Source organism: Aliidiomarina sp., assembly GCF_022565475.1.
Taxonomy (GTDB): domain Bacteria; phylum Pseudomonadota; class Gammaproteobacteria; order Enterobacterales; family Alteromonadaceae; genus Aliidiomarina.
Window position 1 is genome coordinate 1 of the sequence record NZ_JAIUMR010000005.1, and the last position, 17938, is coordinate 17938.

General features: G+C 47.6%; 17 protein-coding genes. 14 read left to right on the plus strand and 3 right to left on the minus strand.

The window, feature by feature from the left end; all coding sequences use genetic code 11:
- Positions 1 to 258 precede the first annotated feature (258 nt).
- From LAT77_RS05635 to LAT77_RS05690, 12 genes are all read left to right on the plus strand, one after another.
- Positions 259 to 828, plus strand: a complete 570-nt coding sequence (locus LAT77_RS05635) for an alpha-ketoglutarate-dependent dioxygenase AlkB (protein WP_290563589.1) — start codon at positions 259 to 261, stop codon at positions 826 to 828.
- An 83-nt stretch (positions 829 to 911) separates the two neighbouring features.
- Positions 912 to 1232 carry a BolA/IbaG family iron-sulfur metabolism protein gene (locus LAT77_RS05640; protein WP_290563748.1) on the plus strand — a complete coding sequence of 107 codons (321 nt, stop codon included), beginning with the start codon at positions 912 to 914 and terminating at the stop codon, positions 1230 to 1232.
- Between the two features lie 117 nt (positions 1233 to 1349).
- Positions 1350 to 2528 carry an enoyl-ACP reductase FabV gene (fabV, locus tag LAT77_RS05645; RefSeq protein ID WP_290563590.1) on the plus strand — a complete coding sequence of 393 codons (1179 nt, stop codon included), beginning with the start codon at positions 1350 to 1352 and terminating at the stop codon, positions 2526 to 2528.
- A gap of 256 nt (positions 2529 to 2784) precedes the next feature.
- Complete coding sequence (locus tag LAT77_RS05650) at positions 2785 to 4125, plus strand: Na(+)-translocating NADH-quinone reductase subunit A (protein ID WP_290563591.1); 1341 nt, start codon at positions 2785 to 2787, stop codon at positions 4123 to 4125.
- Positions 4126 to 4127: 2 nt separating this feature from the next.
- Complete coding sequence (locus LAT77_RS05655) at positions 4128 to 5333, plus strand: NADH:ubiquinone reductase (Na(+)-transporting) subunit B (protein ID WP_290563592.1); 1206 nt, start codon at positions 4128 to 4130, stop codon at positions 5331 to 5333.
- Positions 5323 to 6084, plus strand: a complete 762-nt coding sequence (locus LAT77_RS05660; RefSeq protein ID WP_290563593.1) for a Na(+)-translocating NADH-quinone reductase subunit C — start codon at positions 5323 to 5325, stop codon at positions 6082 to 6084. Before LAT77_RS05655 ends, LAT77_RS05660 begins: the two co-directional genes overlap by 11 nt.
- Positions 6084 to 6716, plus strand: a complete 633-nt coding sequence (locus LAT77_RS05665) for an NADH:ubiquinone reductase (Na(+)-transporting) subunit D (protein ID WP_126791451.1) — start codon at positions 6084 to 6086, stop codon at positions 6714 to 6716. Before LAT77_RS05660 ends, LAT77_RS05665 begins: the two co-directional genes overlap by 1 nt.
- A gap of 5 nt (positions 6717 to 6721) precedes the next feature.
- A complete protein-coding gene (gene nqrE, locus LAT77_RS05670) occupies positions 6722 to 7330 on the plus strand; it encodes an NADH:ubiquinone reductase (Na(+)-transporting) subunit E (RefSeq protein WP_290563594.1) in 609 nt (202 codons plus the stop codon).
- Positions 7331 to 7372: 42 nt separating this feature from the next.
- Positions 7373 to 8599, plus strand: coding sequence for an NADH:ubiquinone reductase (Na(+)-transporting) subunit F (gene nqrF, locus LAT77_RS05675; protein WP_290563595.1), 1227 nt, complete (start codon positions 7373 to 7375; stop codon positions 8597 to 8599).
- A gap of 99 nt (positions 8600 to 8698) precedes the next feature.
- Complete coding sequence (locus LAT77_RS05680) at positions 8699 to 9496, plus strand: FAD:protein FMN transferase (RefSeq protein ID WP_290563596.1); 798 nt, start codon at positions 8699 to 8701, stop codon at positions 9494 to 9496.
- A gap of 11 nt (positions 9497 to 9507) precedes the next feature.
- Positions 9508 to 9741, plus strand: a complete 234-nt coding sequence (gene nqrM / locus LAT77_RS05685; RefSeq protein ID WP_290563597.1) for a (Na+)-NQR maturation NqrM — start codon at positions 9508 to 9510, stop codon at positions 9739 to 9741.
- Between the two features lie 122 nt (positions 9742 to 9863).
- On the plus strand, positions 9864 to 11678 hold the full coding sequence (locus tag LAT77_RS05690) for an aminotransferase class V-fold PLP-dependent enzyme (RefSeq protein ID WP_290563598.1): 1815 nt from the start codon (positions 9864 to 9866) through the stop codon (positions 11676 to 11678).
- On the opposite strand, the gene LAT77_RS05695 is transcribed toward LAT77_RS05690, so the two are convergent.
- Complete coding sequence (locus LAT77_RS05695; RefSeq protein ID WP_290563599.1) at positions 11654 to 12655, minus strand: hypothetical protein; 1002 nt, start codon at positions 12653 to 12655, stop codon at positions 11654 to 11656. The genes LAT77_RS05690 and LAT77_RS05695 overlap by 25 nt on opposite strands.
- A 112-nt stretch (positions 12656 to 12767) precedes the next feature.
- On the opposite strand from LAT77_RS05695, the gene LAT77_RS05700 reads away from it, so the two are divergent.
- Entirely contained in the window at positions 12768 to 13727 is a 960-nt protein-coding gene (locus LAT77_RS05700) for a CpcT/CpeT family chromophore lyase (protein WP_290563600.1), read from the plus strand.
- Here the strand turns inward: LAT77_RS05700 and LAT77_RS05705 are convergent.
- Together LAT77_RS05705 and LAT77_RS05710 are read right to left on the minus strand one after the other, a co-directional pair.
- Entirely contained in the window at positions 13721 to 14530 is an 810-nt protein-coding gene (locus LAT77_RS05705; protein WP_290563601.1) for a S1/P1 nuclease, read from the minus strand. The two genes, LAT77_RS05700 and LAT77_RS05705, sit on opposite strands and share 7 nt — an antisense overlap.
- Positions 14514 to 15266 carry a YciK family oxidoreductase gene (locus tag LAT77_RS05710; RefSeq protein ID WP_290563602.1) on the minus strand — a complete coding sequence of 251 codons (753 nt, stop codon included), beginning with the start codon at positions 15264 to 15266 and terminating at the stop codon, positions 14514 to 14516. Before LAT77_RS05710 ends, LAT77_RS05705 begins: the two co-directional genes overlap by 17 nt.
- A 196-nt stretch (positions 15267 to 15462) precedes the next feature.
- Here LAT77_RS05710 and LAT77_RS05715 point away from each other — a divergent pair, with 196 nt between their 5' ends.
- A complete protein-coding gene (locus LAT77_RS05715) occupies positions 15463 to 17904 on the plus strand; it encodes a VolA/Pla-1 family phospholipase (RefSeq protein ID WP_290563603.1) in 2442 nt (813 codons plus the stop codon).
- The last annotated feature ends 34 nt before the right edge of the window (positions 17905 to 17938 follow it).

A 17938-nucleotide genomic window follows, 5' to 3' on the forward strand; every position in this document is an offset into this window, starting at 1 on the left:
ATTCCGAACTCAGAAGTGAAACATGTCAGCGCCGATGGTAGTGTGGGGTCTCCCCATGTGAGAGTAGGACACCGCCAGGCACCTAATTAGTAGAAAGGCCACCCGTATGGGTGGCCTTTTTGCATCTAGACACTGAAGAAATTTCCGAATTTAGAGGGCAACGCACCGAGTTCGGACGTTTTCCGTTTTAATATCAACCTTGGGCTCGATATAATCGTTCAATAAGCAATAAGCTTTTCATAACAGGAGTTGGACGACATGCAAATCCTTAGCCCAAACTGTTATCTTGAATATGTTCCAAACTGGTTAAGTCAGACTGATGCTGATCGGTTCTTTACTCAGCTTTATGAAACGATTGAGTGGGAGGTCGGTGAAGTCTTTGTCTTTGGCCGCTGGCATACAACCCCGCGTTTACAAGCATGGTATGGCGATGCAAATAAGAGCTATCGTTACTCCGGTAAAGCACTAGTCGCAAAGCCTTGGACGGATGCCTTGGTTGAACTACGTCAGCGACTTAAAGAACGAGGATTTGATTTTAATTCTGTCTTACTTAATCTTTATCGTGATGGTGAGGATAGAATGGGTTGGCACCGCGATAACGAACCAGAACTTGGGGACAAACCCGTAATTGCGAGTATAAGTTTGGGTGCCGAGCGGGATTTCCAATTACGTCATCGCCAGGATAAAAGTAAGCACACGCTTACCTTGGGCCATGGTAGTTTATTGCTCATGACTGGAGAAACTCAAACATACTGGGAACACCAACTACCGCAGCGTAAACGCTGTAGATCACCACGTTTGAACCTCACCTTTAGGAAGGTTTTTTAAGCCTATTTTGCCAAGCTTCTTTATTCCTCTTGCGCTATACTCAAATCTATTCTTAAGCAGTTTGAGGTGTAGTCATGACTTCAATGTATACGACCATAGAAAAAAAGCTGAAATCCGCTTTTGCTCCCGAGTTTCTCGATGTTATCGATGAAAGCCATATGCATGGCGGTGGGACACTTCATGAAACCCACTATAAAGTTGTGATTGCTACCAAGAAATTTGAAGGAATGCGTTTGTTACAACGTCATCGAGCAATCAACGAAGTTTTAAGTGAGGAGCTAAGATCAACAGTCCATGCGTTAGCATTGCACACCTACACGCCAGATGAATGGGTAAAAAAATCTGAGATAGCCCCACAATCGCCAAATTGCCGCGGCGGAAGCAAGTCGGATCCTTTGCTTTAGGCAAATACAGTGTTGTGTATAGCGATTAAGCTTAAAGCAAGTCTGATGAGTGTTCCTTCATTCATAAGGTAAACTATTAAGAATTTCCATTTCGAAACAATAACAGGAATAAGAAGCATGGTGATTCAGCCAAGAATTCGTGGTTTCATTTGTACCAATGCGCATCCGGTTGGATGTGCTGAGAATGTGCGTCAGCAAATTGCTTATGTAAAGCAACAGCCGCCAATGAATATTGGCCCTAAACGTGTACTTGTGATCGGCTGCTCAACAGGTTACGGACTCGCTTCGCGTATCGTTGCGGCATTCAGCAGTGGCGCAAAGACCCTCGGCGTCTGTTTTGAAAAAGAGCCAAGTGATCGGAAAACAGGTACTGCAGGTTGGTATAATACCGCTGCATTTCACCAGTTTGCAGAAGCGGAAGGTTTGTATGCGCAGACGCTGAATGGTGACGCCTTTTCTGACGAAATTAAGGCAGAGACGATTGCGAAAATTAAGGCGGATCTAGGTCAGGTTGATCTTGTTGTGTATAGCTTAGCTTCACCAAAACGTAAGGATCCGGAGACCGGAGAGGTCTTTAGCTCGACCTTAAAGCCAGTCGGTAAGCCCTACACCACCAAAACTTATGATACTGATAAAGATTTGGTACATGACATTTCACTCGAGCCAGCAACCCAAGAAGAAATCGATCATACCGTCAAAGTTATGGGTGGTGAGGATTGGGAGCGCTGGATAGCGCAGCTGGATGCCGCTGGCGTACTTGCTGACGGCTGCCAAACAACCGCCTACACCTATATTGGTAAGAAATTAACTTGGCCGATTTATGGCCACGCGACCATCGGCCAGGCAAAGGAAGATTTAGACCGCGCTGCGCATCAACTTCGTGTCAACTACAAGCATTTACACTTGAAAGCTTGGGTTTCTTCGCTCAAAGCGCTGGTAACACAAGCCAGTTCTGCTATTCCAGTGATGCCACTTTATATCTCGTTGATCTACAAAGTTATGAAAGAAGAAGGTACTCACGAAGGCTGTATCGAGCAGATCTATCGATTGTTTACCGAAGGGCTCTATGTCGAGGCGCCGCAGATCGATGAGTCGAACCGTTTACGCATGGATGGCTGGGAAACAAATGACAAAACTCAGGCAAAGATTGAGCAGTTATGGGATCAGGTTAATCAGCAAACTTTTCATCAGTTAGCCGACTATCAAGGGTACCATGCAGACTTTCTCCGCTTGTTTGGTTTTGGCATCGACGGAGTAGATTACGACGCAGATGTAAATCCAGTGGTAAATTGGTGATATTGATCGATTCGCACTAGACTTTGGTAGTAAACCAGTCGTGGTAAGCCAATTAAATTTCTAGATTGCGTTGGCCAGTTTTATCAAAACCATGTAGAATACTGCGCTGGAAGTTACAGGGTAACCATGCAAAGTAACTAACGAGCTCCGTGCCTATGAAATGTAGGATCTGCGGGGCTTGTGTTTATGGTAGTATTCTGTCGCGACAAACGAATTGAGCTTTCAATCTTCCCTAAATTGAGTAGTGCAAACGCGTATGATTACGATAAAGAAAGGTTTGGATGTTCCTATCGCAGGGGCTCCCCAACAAACTATTGAAGATGGCCCAGCCATCACTACCGTTGCTACGCTAGGTGAAGAGTATGTGGGTATGCGCCCGACCATGCATGTCCAGGTCGAAGACCGGGTAAAAAAAGGTCAGATTCTTTTTGAAGATAAAAAGAATCCAGGCGTAAAATTCACTGCTCCTGCAGCTGGTGTAGTTAAAGAAATCAACCGTGGTGCAAAGCGAGTCTTGCAGTCGGTCGTGATCGAAATTGATGGCGACGACCAAGAAACTTTCGCAAAGTACGATGAGGGCAAGTTACTTCAACTTAGCCGCGAGAATGTTCAACAGAACCTTGTTGATTCAGGCTTGTGGACCGCCATCCGTACTCGCCCCTATTCGAAGTCTCCAGCGCTTGATTCTGAGCCAAAAGCAATTTTCGTTAATGCCATGGATACTAATCCATTAGCAGGCGATCCGCTGCTCGTTATCAACGAACATGCAAAAGACTTCAGTAACGGCTTGAAAGTACTTAGCCGGTTAACCGCTGGAAAGCTCTATGTCTGTAGTGCTCCCGATGCAAAATTCGATTTTGATTCTGCACCGGTAACTCACGAGACATTTAGTGGCGTACATCCAGCTGGTAACGTTGGCACTCATATTCACTTCCTTGAAGGCGTGAGTATGAGCTACGTAGTGTGGCATGTAAGCTATCAAGACGTCATTGCTATCGGTAAATTATTCACTACCGGTGAGCTATTTACTGACCGCGTTGTTGCGGTCGCTGGTCCAGGCGTTAAGAATCCGCGTTTGCTGCGCACTCGTTTAGGTGCAAACCTAAATGAATTGACTGCAGGTGAACTGGCCGAGGGCAAGCAGCGTATCGTTTCTGGTTCGGTCCTGAATGGCCACAACGCAAACGGTGCCCATGCTTACTTGGGTCGTTTCCATAATCAGGTCTCTGTACTCGAAGAAGGTGACGAGAAATATTTCCTTGGCTGGATTTGGCCGGGTAAAGAAATGCACTCGATCACTCGTACGTTTACTGGACATTTGCGTCCGAAGAAACTCTTCAATATGAACGCATCGACTAATGGTTCAAACCGCGCCATGGTTCCAATTGGAAACTACGAGCGCGTGATGCCGTTAGACATTGTCCCAACTCTGTTGTTACGTGATTTATGTGCTGGCGATCTTGAAAGCGCACAAGCTCTAGGTTGTTTAGAGCTGGACGAAGAAGATTTAGCTTTGTGTACCTACGTGTGCCCAGGCAAATACGACTTCGGTCCATTGCTGCGTAAATGCCTCACCACGATTGAGAAAGAGGGCTAACGATGAGCTTAAAACAATTTATTGAGCGTCTTGAGCCTCAGTTCGAGCCAGGCGGTAAGCATGAGAAATGGTACGCACTGTATGAAGCAGTCGCGACGATTCTCTATACCCCAGGTACGACGAACAAAGGTACAACGCACGTTCGTGATAATATCGACCTGAAACGGATCATGATTCTAGTCTGGATGATGACCTTCCCGGCGATGTTCTACGGTATGTATAACGTTGGCTATCAAGCATCACTGGCAGTTGCGCAGGGCTATGAATTAGCCAGCATCTGGCAGGTTGGTTTGTTCCAAATGTTTGGTGGTGAGTTCTCTGCCGACGCAGGTTGGGGCACCATGATGTGGTATGGAGCTTGCTTCTTCTTACCCATTTATGCAGTGACATTTGCGGTTGGTGGATTCTGGGAAGTTCTATTTGCGTCAATTCGTAAACACGAAGTCAATGAAGGTTTCTTCGTGTCGTCGGTGTTGTTCGCATTGACCTTACCGGCAACTATTCCACTTTGGCAAGTTGCGCTCGGTATCACTTTCGGTATCGTCATCGGTAAGGAAATTTTCGGTGGTACTGGCCGGAACTTCTTGAACCCAGCGTTAACTGGTCGTGCTTTCCTTTACTTCTCGTTCCCAGCAGCGATTTCTGGTGACCAAGTGTGGACCGCAGTTGATGGTTACGCGGGTGCAACCAAGTTAACGGAAGCATTCAACGGTGCTTTAGATTATTCAGATATGAGCGCTTGGATGGACGCCTTCATTGGTCGAATCCCTGGCTCAGTCGGCGAAGTCTCAACCTTAGCTATCTTGATTGGTGGTTTGGCGTTGATTTACTTCCGCATTGCCTCTTGGCGTATCGTCGGTGGTGTACTCATCGGTATGATCGCATTCTCGAGTTTGCTGAACCTTATCGGTAGTGACACCAATGCAATGTTTGCAATGCCTTGGTACTGGCACCTTGTTATCGGTGGATTGGCTTTCGGTATGATGTTTATGGCGACAGACCCAGTGTCGGCGTCGTTCACGAACCAAGGTAAGTGGGCATACGGTATTTTGATCGGTTTCATGACGGTCATGATCCGTGTCATCAACCCGGCATTCCCGGAAGGTATTATGTTGGCAATCCTATTTGCTAACGTATTTGCCCCGTTGTTTGACCACTTTGTAGTCCAGGCCAACGTGAAGCGGAGGGCATTACGTCATGGCAAGTAAGAACGATACTATTGGAAAAACGTTTACAGTCGTTATCTTACTGTGTTTAGTCTGCTCTATTATCGTTGCAGGTTCAGCAGTAGGGCTGAAGGAACGTCAAGAAGCGAATGCAGCATTGGCGAAGCAAGCTAATATCCTAACGACTGCTGGCATTAGCTTCGCAGGGCGTGGCGCAGAAGCTGTATTCGCCGATCGTGTCAACGTGTTTACTTATAACCGGGAGACCGGTGAGATCACTCGTTATGACTCGATGATTGCAATGGAATCAGCAATGGCAGATATCCGCAGTCAATCGGTTGCGAGTGACGAAGACGTTGCCGGTGTACGCTCTATCCGCCCAGAACTGCCAGTATTTGAAATTCGCGATGAGAATGGCGATGTTCAAACCTACGTACTCGATGTTCGGGGGGCTGGTCTATGGGGCATGATGTACGCGTTTTTAGCGATTGAGTCTGATGGCCAAACCATTCGTGGCTTAAACTTCTATGAACACGCAGAAACGCCAGGCCTTGGTGGCGAGATTCAAAACCCTCGCTGGGCTGGTCGTTTTGAAGGTAAGAAGGCGGTTACCGAAAACGGTGACGTAGCCATTCGTGTGACGAAAGGTGCGAACCCAGAGCAGAATGAAGTTGATGCACTTTCAGGTGCTACGATTACCAGTAATGGTGTCGACCGGACGTTCCAGTTCTGGTTAAGCGGTAACGCTTACGGCTCATTCTTAACTAAGCTGCGTGAAGAGGGGGCTATCTAATGGCAAGCACTAAAGAAATGAAGTCAGTGCTGTTTGGGCCAATTTTTGCCAACAACCCAATTGCACTGCAAATTCTCGGCGTGTGTTCTGCTCTCGCAGTAACGTCGAAGTTAGAAAATACATTGGTTATGTGTATCGCCCTGACCTTCGTATTGGTGTTATCGAACGTGTCTATTTCGATTATCCGTAACCACATTCCTTCGAGTGTGCGGATTATCGTGCAAATGACCATTATCGCCAGTTTGGTAATTGTCGTAGACCAGTTATTGAAAGCTTTTGCGTATGACATCGCTCAAGAGCTATCAGTATTCGTTGGTCTAATTATTACCAACTGTATCGTTATGGGCCGTGCGGAAGCATTCGCAATGAAAGAGAAGCCAGGTATGGCTTTACTGGATGGCCTTGGTAACGGTTTAGGTTACTCAGTGGTTCTTTTAACGGTTGCATTCTTCCGCGAACTCTTTGGTTCAGGTAGCTTGTTCGGTTATCAGATTCTGCCATTGATCACTGAAGGTGGCTGGTACACACCAGTGGGCTTGTTGGTATTACCACCAAGTGCATTCTTCATTATCGGCGGCTTTATTTGGGTACTTCGTACTTTCCGCCCAGAACAAGTTGAAGCGAAGGAGTAAGGTAAATGGAACACTATATCAGCATGTTCGTCCGTGCGGTGTTCATTGAGAACCTTGCACTATCATTCTTCTTGGGAATGTGTACATTCCTTGCAGTATCGAAAAAAGTTACAACTGCGATGGGTCTTGGTGTCGCTGTTATCGTGGTGCTTGGTATTTCAGTACCAGTCAGTAACATCGTGAATACCTATGTTCTGTCACCAGGGTCATTGTCATGGGCAGGTTTCCCGGACGCTGATTTGAGCTTTCTCCGCTTCTTAACCTTTATCGGTATTATTGCGGCGTTAGTTCAGATTCTTGAGATGACTCTCGATAAATACTTACCTGCGTTATACAACGCGCTCGGGATTTTCCTACCGCTAATCACAGTAAACTGTGCAATTTTCGGTGGTGTACTTTTCATGGTTGAGCGTGATTATGACTTCACAGAGAGTATTGTCTACGGCGTCGGAAGTGGTGTGGGCTGGGCGCTCGCAATCGTTCTCCTTGCCGCAGTACGTGAGAAGCTGAAATATGCGGATATCCCTGATGGCCTGCGCGGTCTGGGTATCACCTTTATCAGCACTGGTTTGATTGGTTTGGGCTTTATGTCGTTCTCCGGCGTATCCCTATAACCCGCGGTGTAATGAAGTAGCAGGAATATAAGGAACAAGTCGATGCAAGAAATATATCTTGGCGTAGGCATGTTCACCATTATCGTACTGGCTTTGGTTGTAGTGATTATGTTCGCTAAATCAAAGTTGGTACCTTCAGGTGATGTGCAGATCGTCATTAACGATGACCCAGAGAAGACAATTACAACGCAGCCTGGCACTAAGCTTCTCGGTGCTTTAGCGAACGCGGGGATCTTCGTATCTTCAGCGTGTGGCGGTGGTGGCTCTTGTGGTCAGTGTATCGTTCACATCAAAGAAGGTGGCGGTGAAATCTTACCGACTGAGCGTGACCATATTTCACGTGGTGAAGCTCGTGACGGTGCGCGTCTCTCATGTCAGGTTAACGTCAAACAGAACATGAAAATTGAGCTTGAAGAAGAAATCTTCGGGATCAAGAAATGGGATTGTACTGTTCGTTCGAATGACAACGTTGCAACCTTTATTAAAGAGTTAGTGCTTGAGATTCCAGATGGCGAATCAGTGCCTTTCCGTGCGGGTGGTTACATCCAAATTGAAGCACCGGCTCACCATGTGAAGTTTAAAGATTTTGAAGTGGAAGAACAGTACCGTGGTGATTGGGAACGTTTCGGCTTCTTTAATCTTGAGTCGAAAGTTGACGAAGAAGTTATTCGTGCTTACTCAATGGCAAACTACCCAGAAGAGTTTGGCATCATCATGTTGAACGTGCGGATTGCTACACCGCCGCCAAGCGACATGACGTTACCGCCAGGTAAAATGTCGTCGTATATCTTCAACTTGAAGAAAGGCGACAAAGCGACTATCTCTGGTCCATTTGGTGAGTTCTTCGCGAAAGAGACTGAAGCAGAAATGGTCTTCATCGGCGGTGGTGCAGGCATGGCGCCAATGCGTTCACATATCTTTGATCAGCTCCGTCGTTTGAAAACGAAACGGAAGATGTCGTTCTGGTATGGTGCGCGTTCGAAGCGTGAGATGTTCTATGTTGAAGACTTCGACATGCTTGCCGAAGAAAACGACAATTTCGAATGGCACGTTGCCTTGTCCGACCCAATGCCAGAAGACAATTGGGAAGGCTACACGGGATTCATTCATAATGTTCTTTTTGAGAACTACTTGAAAGATCACCCAGCACCAGAAGACTGTGAGTTCTACATGTGTGGACCACCTGTCATGAATGCTGCCGTTATCAACATGCTGAAAGACTTGGGTGTTGAAGACGAAAACATCATGTTGGACGACTTCGGTGGTTAATCCCTGCTTATGAACAAACTCTGGTTTGTACATCGGTATCAGAAAAAATGGCTAGCCCTTCTAGGGCTGGCCTTTTTCGTCTCCTGTACGGACAGCTCGATGTCAGAACGTTCGATTGTTGGCGAATATCAGGGCTTTGCGTACGAGTTGACTTGGCAGGCTACAGGACACAATCTGAACGAGTACCAGGTGCAAACTCGCGTATTGGGCGTAATCGAGCATATTATTGAACAATTCGATGCGCAAAATGAATTCTCGGAAGTATCAAGATTTAATCAATGGCCTGCAACTGAAGCCTATGTACTGACGCGAGAACTCGAAGAGTTATTGAATTACGGCATTGGACTGTATGAAATGTCGAACGGTGATATTTCGATTTTTACTTCGAATAATGATTCGTCGCCAGCAGATATCGAAATCGCTAACCATTTAGTCACCAAACGGGATGATTCAGTCGCCGTGGACTTAAATGTATTAATTGAGGGCTACATTGCTGACCGTATTAGCGATCTATTCCAATTGCTACGGGTGAGCGATTATCAGATTTCGATTAATGGTGCTACCCGGTTGCGTGCCGGTGGGCGTCACCAACAGCGTTTTGGGTATGAAATTAACGCGCATCCTCATGTCATTCAGCTTGGGCTGCCAGTCAATCAAGCGTTAGCATATAGTACATTTTTAGGCTATGAGTCTGACACGTCGAGCATTGTAAGCATCATCGTCATCCATGAAAATGCGGCAATAGCCCGTGGATTAGCCCGTGGTTTAATGAACGGAACGAAAGATTCAGCAAAAACGTTTGTCCAAGATAATCGAATTCCGGTCTACCTGATTGTGGATGAAAATGGCGAAGAAAAAAGTTATACTAACGCTCAATTCCGCGAGTTTTTGTCCTAGAGGTATCGACAATGCAAACAATCTTCCTAGCTTTTATTCTAATGCTCGTTGTCGTAGTTGGGATGGCGATTGGATTTTTAGTGCAGCGTAAGGCGATTACTGGAAGTTGTGGCGGTATTGGTGCTTTGGGGATGGAAAAAGCCTGTGATTGCGATGACCCTTGTGATGATCGCAAAGCGAAAATGGCTGCTGAAGAAGCGCGTAAAGAAAAAGAGCAAGCTTGGCAAAAGCAACGGATCCACTAAAGCCAGCAAACACCCTTTTATAAAGAAGGCGCTTTTTGAAAAGCGCCTTTTTTTAATGCTAGCGCCACTATATAATCATTCGTAATAATATATAACAAAGTTGTCTGGAGTGGTGTTTTTTCATGAGTTTTTGTCTTCCCGAAATATTTTTAGATGCGAATGCCACAACACCGGTCTTGCCTGAAATTAGTCAGATTATTGAAGCAGTTTGTTGTTCTCGTTACGGAAATCCAAGTAGTCCGCACTTAGCGGCACTCGCCAGTAAAGATATTCTTAGTCAATCACGAGAGTATGCGACAGCGTTATTTAACGCAAAACAGGGAGAATTTATCTTCAATAGCGGTGCCACGGAGGGTATTAATACGGCGATCTTCTCGGTCCTTGCAGCGCATGTGGGTAAAGACTGTTCAAAACAGCTTCTACTTTATGGCGCTACCGAGCATAAGGCTGTACCCGAAGCACTGCGACATTGGAATCAAGCGTTAAATCTTAATGCGCAACTTATGGCTATCCCCGTTGATGAAGAAGGCCAGCTGAATTTAGCTTTTATTCGGGAGGCATTGCCGCAAGCGCTCATAATCTGCACCATGGGGGCGAATAATGAAACTGGGGTGATAGCGGATCTTGTTGGGCTTAATAGCGTGATACGTGCTTATAACCGTCGCGTACCTTGGCTCATCGATAGTGTGCAAGTGCTGGGGAAGTTACCGTTAGACCTCACATTAATTGACGCTGATTACGCCACATTTAGTGCCCATAAACTGTATGGGCCAAAAGGTGTTGGTGCGCTTTATGTCCATCAATCAGCAAACTATCTTCCCATTACTGTCGGCGGCGGGCAGGAAGGCGGACGTCGCGGCGGCACCGAAAACGTTGCTGGCATCGCCGCTCTAGGAAAAATTTTTCACTGGCTGCTACAGCGCGATAACGATTCGTCGAATGACTGTCCACTTTTGCCGATGTCGACGTTGCAACAATATCGCGATGATCTCCTCAGTGGACTGAGAACAGTGTTTCCAGATTTGGTTTTGAATCAACCGTACCCCGACTCGTTACCGACGACTTTGAACTTTTCTGTTCCGGGCTTCAGTTCTGCTCAGCTAATTAGTTTATTCGATGCAGCAGGTATTCGCGTCAGTGCTGGATCTGCGTGCAGTACCGGCCGACCGAGAAGCTATGTACTCGATGCAATGGGATTACCAAGTTGGCAGTCAGAGGGGGCGATTCGGATGTCATTTGGTCCGGCAACTTCGTCAGTTTTTATTGAGGCCGCAAAGCAGCGTTTACATGGGTTGGCCGAGCGAATTCAGAGCAAACCGACCGTTCGATCTGGCTTGTTGGTTCCGCAGCCGACCCAGTCAAACTTTTGTGTTTATCCGCAAACCCGCGGCGGCAGGTCCGAGCTTTATATTTTCGGTGATAGTGAAGGGTTTACTGAATGGTTGCATCAACAGTTTCCAGAAAACACTTGGCGCTATGACACGCGAACGGAATTAAAGACAGACGAATTATCGATACGAACGCTAGCCGACGGAATTGAAATCACCAGTCGGCGGACGCAACGACAGGTAATACTTCCGCCACATGGTCTGGTGATTGATGAACAGCAACTCGACCAAGTTCAAATTGTAGATTTTGATGATCTTAATTCAGATGCAGACAGGTTATTGGATGTGCGGGAGTGGCTTGAATCAAAGGCCCAGCCAGTTATTGAGCCATTCTTTGAGTATTCAGCGGAATTACCTAGAGCGAACTGGCTGGAGTGGTTGTTGCATGCACCTCATTCTGAGGCGCAGCAACGCTATATTACCATTTGTCGTTCTGGTGGACGAAGCCGCCTAATCGCAGCACTGTCAGCAAAGCTTGGTGGGCCGGAGCTCATTTCAGCTCGGCTGGGTGTAACGCATCTCGTTCAAAAACTAATGCGTACTGGTTGATGACTTTGAGTAATCGCCCAACAATCGCTCGCAGTGGTGCATGAGAGACTAAGTACGCCCTGATCTTTCAAGGTAGTCCACGACGCTCCCATGTCTGGACTACTAAACACACCGTCGGCATTGGCAACGATCAGTGTGTCGCCGAAGGCAAACAATTGGCGGATTGGTTGGTTCGTTGCTGGTAAGTTCAGTTCAGTAAACTCTCCTGCTTGATAGCGAAATAGCTCCGCTGTGGAGCTCTCTCCCTGACGACCGCCAGCAATCAGAATATCGTTTTGTGCTAATGGATAGACTGTTTCAATGCCCGCATCGGTTCCGGCACTGAGAGGTGTGTCGGCAACCTGAAACCGCAATGCGGTTCTGGTTTTGTAAATGAGTCGTGCGGTATCCGCATTGCGTGTTCCCATCGCCCAAATATTGTTGGCGTAGCGTACGCATTGCCCTGAATCACTGCCCTGTTCGGCAAATAGGGCCCGCTCGGCAAAGCCACTGCGCGAACTAAGCCAATTGTTGCCATTGCTGCTGCGAACGACATGCCAATTGTCGAGCAGGGTGTCACCCAGAACCCAACCTTCACCATCGGGAATGAGATCAAAACACCGGAGTACTTCATCGCCGTTGCCGCGATACAGACGTCGCCAACTGAAACCACCATTGCGTGTCACATATAGGCGACTTCGTTCGCCACGTCCTGAACTGAGGGTAAACGCGTGGCGTTCATCAAAGGCAATGACTTGAGAAAGAGAGATATCAGACGTTCTGCCTCCCGGATGAGAGTGGCGCCACGTATCACCGCCGTCAGACGAAACCGCGACTCGGCCATCACTACTGCCCAGCCAAAGCACCTGACCATCAACTGAATAAACCTTTTGCCATGGCGCAGTAGCGAGTTCTTCAGCTTGCACCGCAGTGCCACTTGCTGCGAATGAAAGATAAGCAACACTGTATAACGTAACTTGAACCATCGTCTTCTTCATTGGTCACACATTCTCGTTTTAGTGCATGAATTACCTTGTGGTATAGTGCCAACATTCTCTTAGATTCACAATCAAATCCGCATTTTACTGACCCTGGAAGGACTAAGTTATCGTGATATTTTCGATCGTAAAACCTATTGCAAAAGTGTTCTTTTTTCTTGTTACTAGTCTATTTTTCGTGAATGCCGCTGCTACGGATCAGTCGCAGGACAAGGAAATTACGCGTTTGCTCGATTGGCTGGCCGGCGACTTTTCAAATTTACGCTATATTCTCGAGTCCGGCGGAAGTGGTCATCCGCCTATTTTATTGCGCCAACAACTAGTCTCACGCGATGATGAGAATCCTGCATTACTTGTTGAACAATCATGGATCAACCAACCTGAGGAAAGTTATCGATACCAGTTGTTCACTTTTCGGAAGGTTCGGACGGGGGAGATCATCCAATCCATCGCGGTGCTTTCAAGCAGCGAGTTTCAAGACATTCAAGCAGGTGATGTTCAGTTTAGTGATTATGCACCATTGCGCAATTGTGAAATTATCTGGCGCGAAGAGGATGGTCTATTTAACGGCTTTCGTGACCCGGAACGTTGTCGATTTTCAGATCAACATGGGGAGCTGGTGCACTGGCAAACACGCCTGACAGTCACCCCACATCAGTACATCGTCGATGATTTCGCGGTGACAGCGCAAGGTGAAACTATACTGGGTCAAGTGGACGGTGTTCCAGTTGTGAATGAGCGTATTCGTTTTTTCGTTGCGGACATTGAATTTTTACCTGCGGGAGCGGATGCAAGTTCGGATGACGCGTGGGTAGAGGTTCAACCACGACAAACACTGCATGATCATGAACAACGAATTGCACTTATGGATTCAAAGGGTGAATTTTTTTATGGTCACGATATTCAGTTGTTCGGAAAAGCCGATCAACCAGAATATCTAAAAGTACGTTTGTATCGGCAGAATGAGGAGTCACCGTTGGCTGAATTAACCACAGTATATCAAGATGGTGAATGGCGGGCGCAGGGTGAACGAATTCGCTTACGCCTGCGCCAAGATAGAGACGTTTATTGAAGTTCTGCAGCAGCAATGGCGTTGAGAATCAACGCCATTCGTTGCGCTGAGAGCACTAATTGTTTTTCGATCACCGGACGAGCTTGTTGAAAATAGCTCTCACCAATCTGGTCACCTTCAGCCAAGTCACTGTATGCATGCTCCTTAGCCAGAGCAAAAGCTTGATTTGCCCATTCAATGACAGACGCTTCCCAATCGGCCTGGATCGCCAGTGCTGGCAATGGGTGACGTTGAGCCTGTTGGTGTGGTTCAGGCATTTGGTCCATACCGCGGATCATAACCGTGTCCCACAAACGGTGGAGGTTTTGTTCGCTGCCAAAGAAACGAATGCGAATATCGTTACCACCACGATCGCGCGCAAAACCCATGTGAAGGGGTTGGTGCATGTCGGTAATCCAGTGTGTAAACGTTCGCATGGCTTCGGCCTGTGCTTGTTTTGACGCGTTGGAATCGGCCATTACTGCAAGATCATCCAACAGTGCACCGACGACACAACGACGATTCGGACAATCGCGTTCCATCTCAAACGTGGTTGAGTCAGGGTCGATATTGGCAAAATGCAAAGGTCCGAGAGCAAACCCCTCGTCGGTGCCACGCACACGATCTGCCCACGTTGTAATTTCACTGAGCGAAGGCTCATTGACAAGTTCGAGGCGTTCACTGACCCAAACGCGGGCTTCTGGCGTGAGATACTCCCAGGCTAACGCACCAATATATTCGTGTCCCTGAAATCCCCAAGTCAACGCTCGCATCGGTGCGATGATTAAGGCGATGATAATGATTGCACTAGCTAGCTTGCGCATCGAATGATCCTCCGGTGATGTCTTTACTGTCATCGCTCATCAAAAAGAGGTAAAGCGGCATAAGGTCAGCAGGAGTCTTTAATCGACTCGAGTCTTCAGCAGGATAGGCTTTAGAGCGCATTTTCGTGCGAGTTGCACCAGGGTTGATCACATTGACTCGCATGGCAGAGCTTTCGTATTCGTCTGCAAGCACTTGCGCCATGCCTTCGGTGGCAAATTTACTAATGGCGTAAGCGCCCCAATGTGCGCGACCTTTGCGGCCAACACCAGAGGACGTGAAGATCACCGACGATGTCGGTGCTGCATTCAGTGCCGGCAATAATGCTTTGGTAATCATCATCTGTGCAGTGACGTTAATGTGCATGACTTCTTGAAAACTATCGAGATTGATGTGTCCAAACGGCGACAGTACACCGAGTACGGACGCATTCAACAATAGTCCATCAAGCTTACCAAATTGATCCATGATGGTTGCTGCCATATCGCGGTAGTGACTTTCTGTCGCACCCTTCATATCTAAAGGAATAATCGCTGCTTGTGGGCCGCCAAGTTGCTCAATTTCGTCGTAGACAGCTTCGAGCTTAGCGGTTGTGCGACCGAGTAAAATAACCGTTGCGCCATGTTTAGCATAAGTAAGCGCTGCCTCACGGCCGATACCGTCTCCAGCGCCAGTTACGAGGATGACTTTGCCAGTCAGCGCGTCAGCGGTTGCTTGATAATTTTGATATTGCTGCATAATTTCCACTTTAGGTTTACACTTGTGTTAATAGTTTACCTTTTTTTACAAATTAACTCAGTAAATGTGAGCAACGGTTACGAAAATTCTTTAATAATCATTAGCAGAAGTGTATAACTTTCTGTTAACGTTTGCTGAACGTCAGCATTTGCTGTCCCAGCGCGAAAAATAGAACAACAAGGATTGGGGATACCTCATGAAAAAACTGTTTTTGTCATTAGCAATCACCTCCGCAATTGGCTTATCAGCCTGTGGTGCCGACGGTGATCGAGCTCCGGTCACTCAGGAAGACGTTCAAATTCCATTTGCACGAGTGGCGTTTGACCCAGGTGCAGGCAATTTACCTGTGCCGAGTGACATTCTTTTGGGCGGCACGACCGACGGTACCCTGAATATCCCGGTACCTGATGCCGCCGACTTTAGTAATCCACAGAACGCAATCAACGCGCTCGACGGTTGGTCCACGGCTATGCCGCTGACCTTTGGCTTCACTTTGCCTGACGATCCAAATGGCAGTGGTCAAATTGGTATTCAAGGTAGTTCTGTTGAAGCTGCTGGTTCGGTGAGAGTCTTTAAGGTCGTCATGGGTGGTGACACGCGTGACTCTGATTGTATGACTCGCCCAGCAGGCACCGCCTGTAAGTTTGTTGCTGAATTACAGCACGGTCAAGATTTCACGGTGGTCTTTAGTGGTGGACAAATTCAAGTCATCCCGCTGCGTCCTTATGAACCAAAAACGGGTTATGTCGCCGCCTTGACCGATAACATTGTTGATGAATTAGGTCGCCCAGTGCGTCCTTCGTCAACCTATTATCTATTAAGCAAGCCGCGCGCAACAGCGCCGGTAGGTGCTGATGGCAGTCAAGAGTCGCAGTTGCAAGGTATCATCAATAGTTACCATGCCGTGTTAGGCCAGGCTGGTGTCAACACAGACGGCGTGATTTACAGCTCAGGCTTCACCACGCAGTCTGTAAATGACGTACTTGATGTCACGAAGCAGTTGCTTCTCCGTGACGATCTGCGGCCGACAATGAGTACCTACCCAACGGGTATGACCGCAGCAAATCTGCTCGGTTTAACCCCTGACATGGGGCAAAACTACATGGTTGCTTCTGCTGCCCAGATCTATGGTGGTAGCGTCAACTTGCCTTACTACAGCCCGATTCCGTCAGCAACCAACCCAATGGCACCTTTGTCAGGTCGCTGGCAAGCAGGCTTTGTTAGCCCTGCGTCAATTATTTTGGGTGTACAATCCGGTCAAGTTTCTGTCGAAGAATTAGTCGGCATGGGTCTCGACCCAGCTTTATTAGGTAACCCAGCTGCATTAGCAGGGCAAATACCTTACGAAGCAGCCGAGGGGAGCGCTTTAGCTCAGCTCGATCGTTTCCGCCATCTGACAAAGTTCAACCCGATTCCACGTCCGACGACAATCAATGCAGTGCCGTTATGGATGTCTGTGCCTGATGTCAATGTCGTCAACGCGGTGCGCGGTGCATTGGGTATGGATCCAATTGAAATGCCTGCAGGTGGCTGGCCAGTGGTAATTTTCCAGCATGGCATTACCGGTGCAAAAGAGAACTTTTTACCGATTGCTGGTTCGTTAGCGGTTTCTGGTCATGCAGTCGTCGCCATCGACCATCCACTGCACGGTGAGCGTGGCTTCGAAGTTACTGACGGTTCAGGCAATGTCGTTCGTGTAATTAATGCCTCTACCGGGATGGGCGGTTCGCCAACGGATTATCTTAACTTAGCCAGTTTGCTGACAGCGCGTGACAACTTACGCCAGTCTTCTGCTGACTTGTTGGGTCTTCGTGTCGGTTTGAACTTCTCTGATGTTGCTGGTTCAGTGATTAATCCAACGAACGTGAAGTTCGTCGGTCACTCGTTGGGTGCTATCGCAGGGACTAACTTCATGGCAGTTGCAAACACGCCGTTAACTGGAAACTTAGCGCAAGCACAAGGCTTGTTCCAAGTGCAAGCAGGCTCTCTCGGCATGCCAGGTGGTGGCATCGCGCCATTCTTGGTTGCGTCAGAGCGTTTTGGACCAGTGATCGGTGGACAGATTGCCTTCCAGTCTTTCGAAAGTTTCCGTAACTATGCAATTCAAGAAGCCATGAGTGAGGGTATTGACCCACAAAGTCTTGCCTTTATGGACTTCTTACCAGTGGCTTATGTGCGCTATTATCAGGGCGGTGTAGCTTCTGCAGCGGATCAAGCTCAGTTACAGGCAACATTGGCGCAGTTCCAATTTGCAGCGCAAACTGTGGTTGACTCGGGTGATCCGATTAACTACGCAGCGAAACTGCGGGCGACGGGTACACCGATTTACTTGATTCAAGCCAACGGTGATAAAGTTGTACCGAACAGCACGCCGCATCCACTGGGTGGTACTTTACCGCTGATTCGTGAACTTGGTTTACCATTTATTTCTGGCCCAACGCAAAGTCAGGACGGTAACCCGATTAGTGGCGCTGCTCGTTATGTTGGCGCTGGCCACTCATCATTGTTGAATCCGGCTGATGCGGACGCGAACCCACAAACCCGTGCAGCAATCACGCAAGATATGCAACAATCGATTGGTGTCTACTTTGAATCTGACGCACGTCTTTTGATGGTGACGCCGCAACTATTGCAATAGTTACTATTGCCAACCTTCGCAAGGGCCAGCATGA

Bases quoted from the DNA above. Each gene is read 5' to 3' on its own strand.
- LAT77_RS05660 (WP_290563593.1), top strand. From the start codon at position 5,323: ATGGCAAGTAAGAACGATACTATTGGAAAAACGTTTACAGTCGTTATC.
- LAT77_RS05705 (WP_290563601.1), bottom strand. From the start codon at position 14,530: ATGCGCAAGCTAGCTAGTGCAATCATTATCATCGCCTTAATCATCGCA.
- LAT77_RS05635 (WP_290563589.1), top strand. From the start codon at position 259: ATGCAAATCCTTAGCCCAAACTGTTATCTTGAATATGTTCCAAACTGG.
- LAT77_RS05680 (WP_290563596.1), top strand. From the start codon at position 8,699: ATGTCAGAACGTTCGATTGTTGGCGAATATCAGGGCTTTGCGTACGAG.
- nqrF (WP_290563595.1), top strand. From the start codon at position 7,373: ATGCAAGAAATATATCTTGGCGTAGGCATGTTCACCATTATCGTACTG.
- LAT77_RS05710 (WP_290563602.1), bottom strand. From the start codon at position 15,266: ATGCAGCAATATCAAAATTATCAAGCAACCGCTGACGCGCTGACTGGC.
- fabV (WP_290563590.1), top strand. From the start codon at position 1,350: ATGGTGATTCAGCCAAGAATTCGTGGTTTCATTTGTACCAATGCGCAT.
- nqrE (WP_290563594.1), top strand. From the start codon at position 6,722: ATGGAACACTATATCAGCATGTTCGTCCGTGCGGTGTTCATTGAGAAC.
- LAT77_RS05640 (WP_290563748.1), top strand. From the start codon at position 912: ATGTATACGACCATAGAAAAAAAGCTGAAATCCGCTTTTGCTCCCGAG.
- LAT77_RS05655 (WP_290563592.1), top strand. From the start codon at position 4,128: ATGAGCTTAAAACAATTTATTGAGCGTCTTGAGCCTCAGTTCGAGCCA.
- nqrM (WP_290563597.1), top strand. From the start codon at position 9,508: ATGCAAACAATCTTCCTAGCTTTTATTCTAATGCTCGTTGTCGTAGTT.
- LAT77_RS05650 (WP_290563591.1), top strand. From the start codon at position 2,785: ATGATTACGATAAAGAAAGGTTTGGATGTTCCTATCGCAGGGGCTCCC.
- LAT77_RS05665 (WP_126791451.1), top strand. From the start codon at position 6,084: ATGGCAAGCACTAAAGAAATGAAGTCAGTGCTGTTTGGGCCAATTTTT.
- LAT77_RS05695 (WP_290563599.1), bottom strand. From the start codon at position 12,655: ATGAAGAAGACGATGGTTCAAGTTACGTTATACAGTGTTGCTTATCTT.
- LAT77_RS05690 (WP_290563598.1), top strand. From the start codon at position 9,864: ATGAGTTTTTGTCTTCCCGAAATATTTTTAGATGCGAATGCCACAACA.
- LAT77_RS05715 (WP_290563603.1), top strand. From the start codon at position 15,463: ATGAAAAAACTGTTTTTGTCATTAGCAATCACCTCCGCAATTGGCTTA.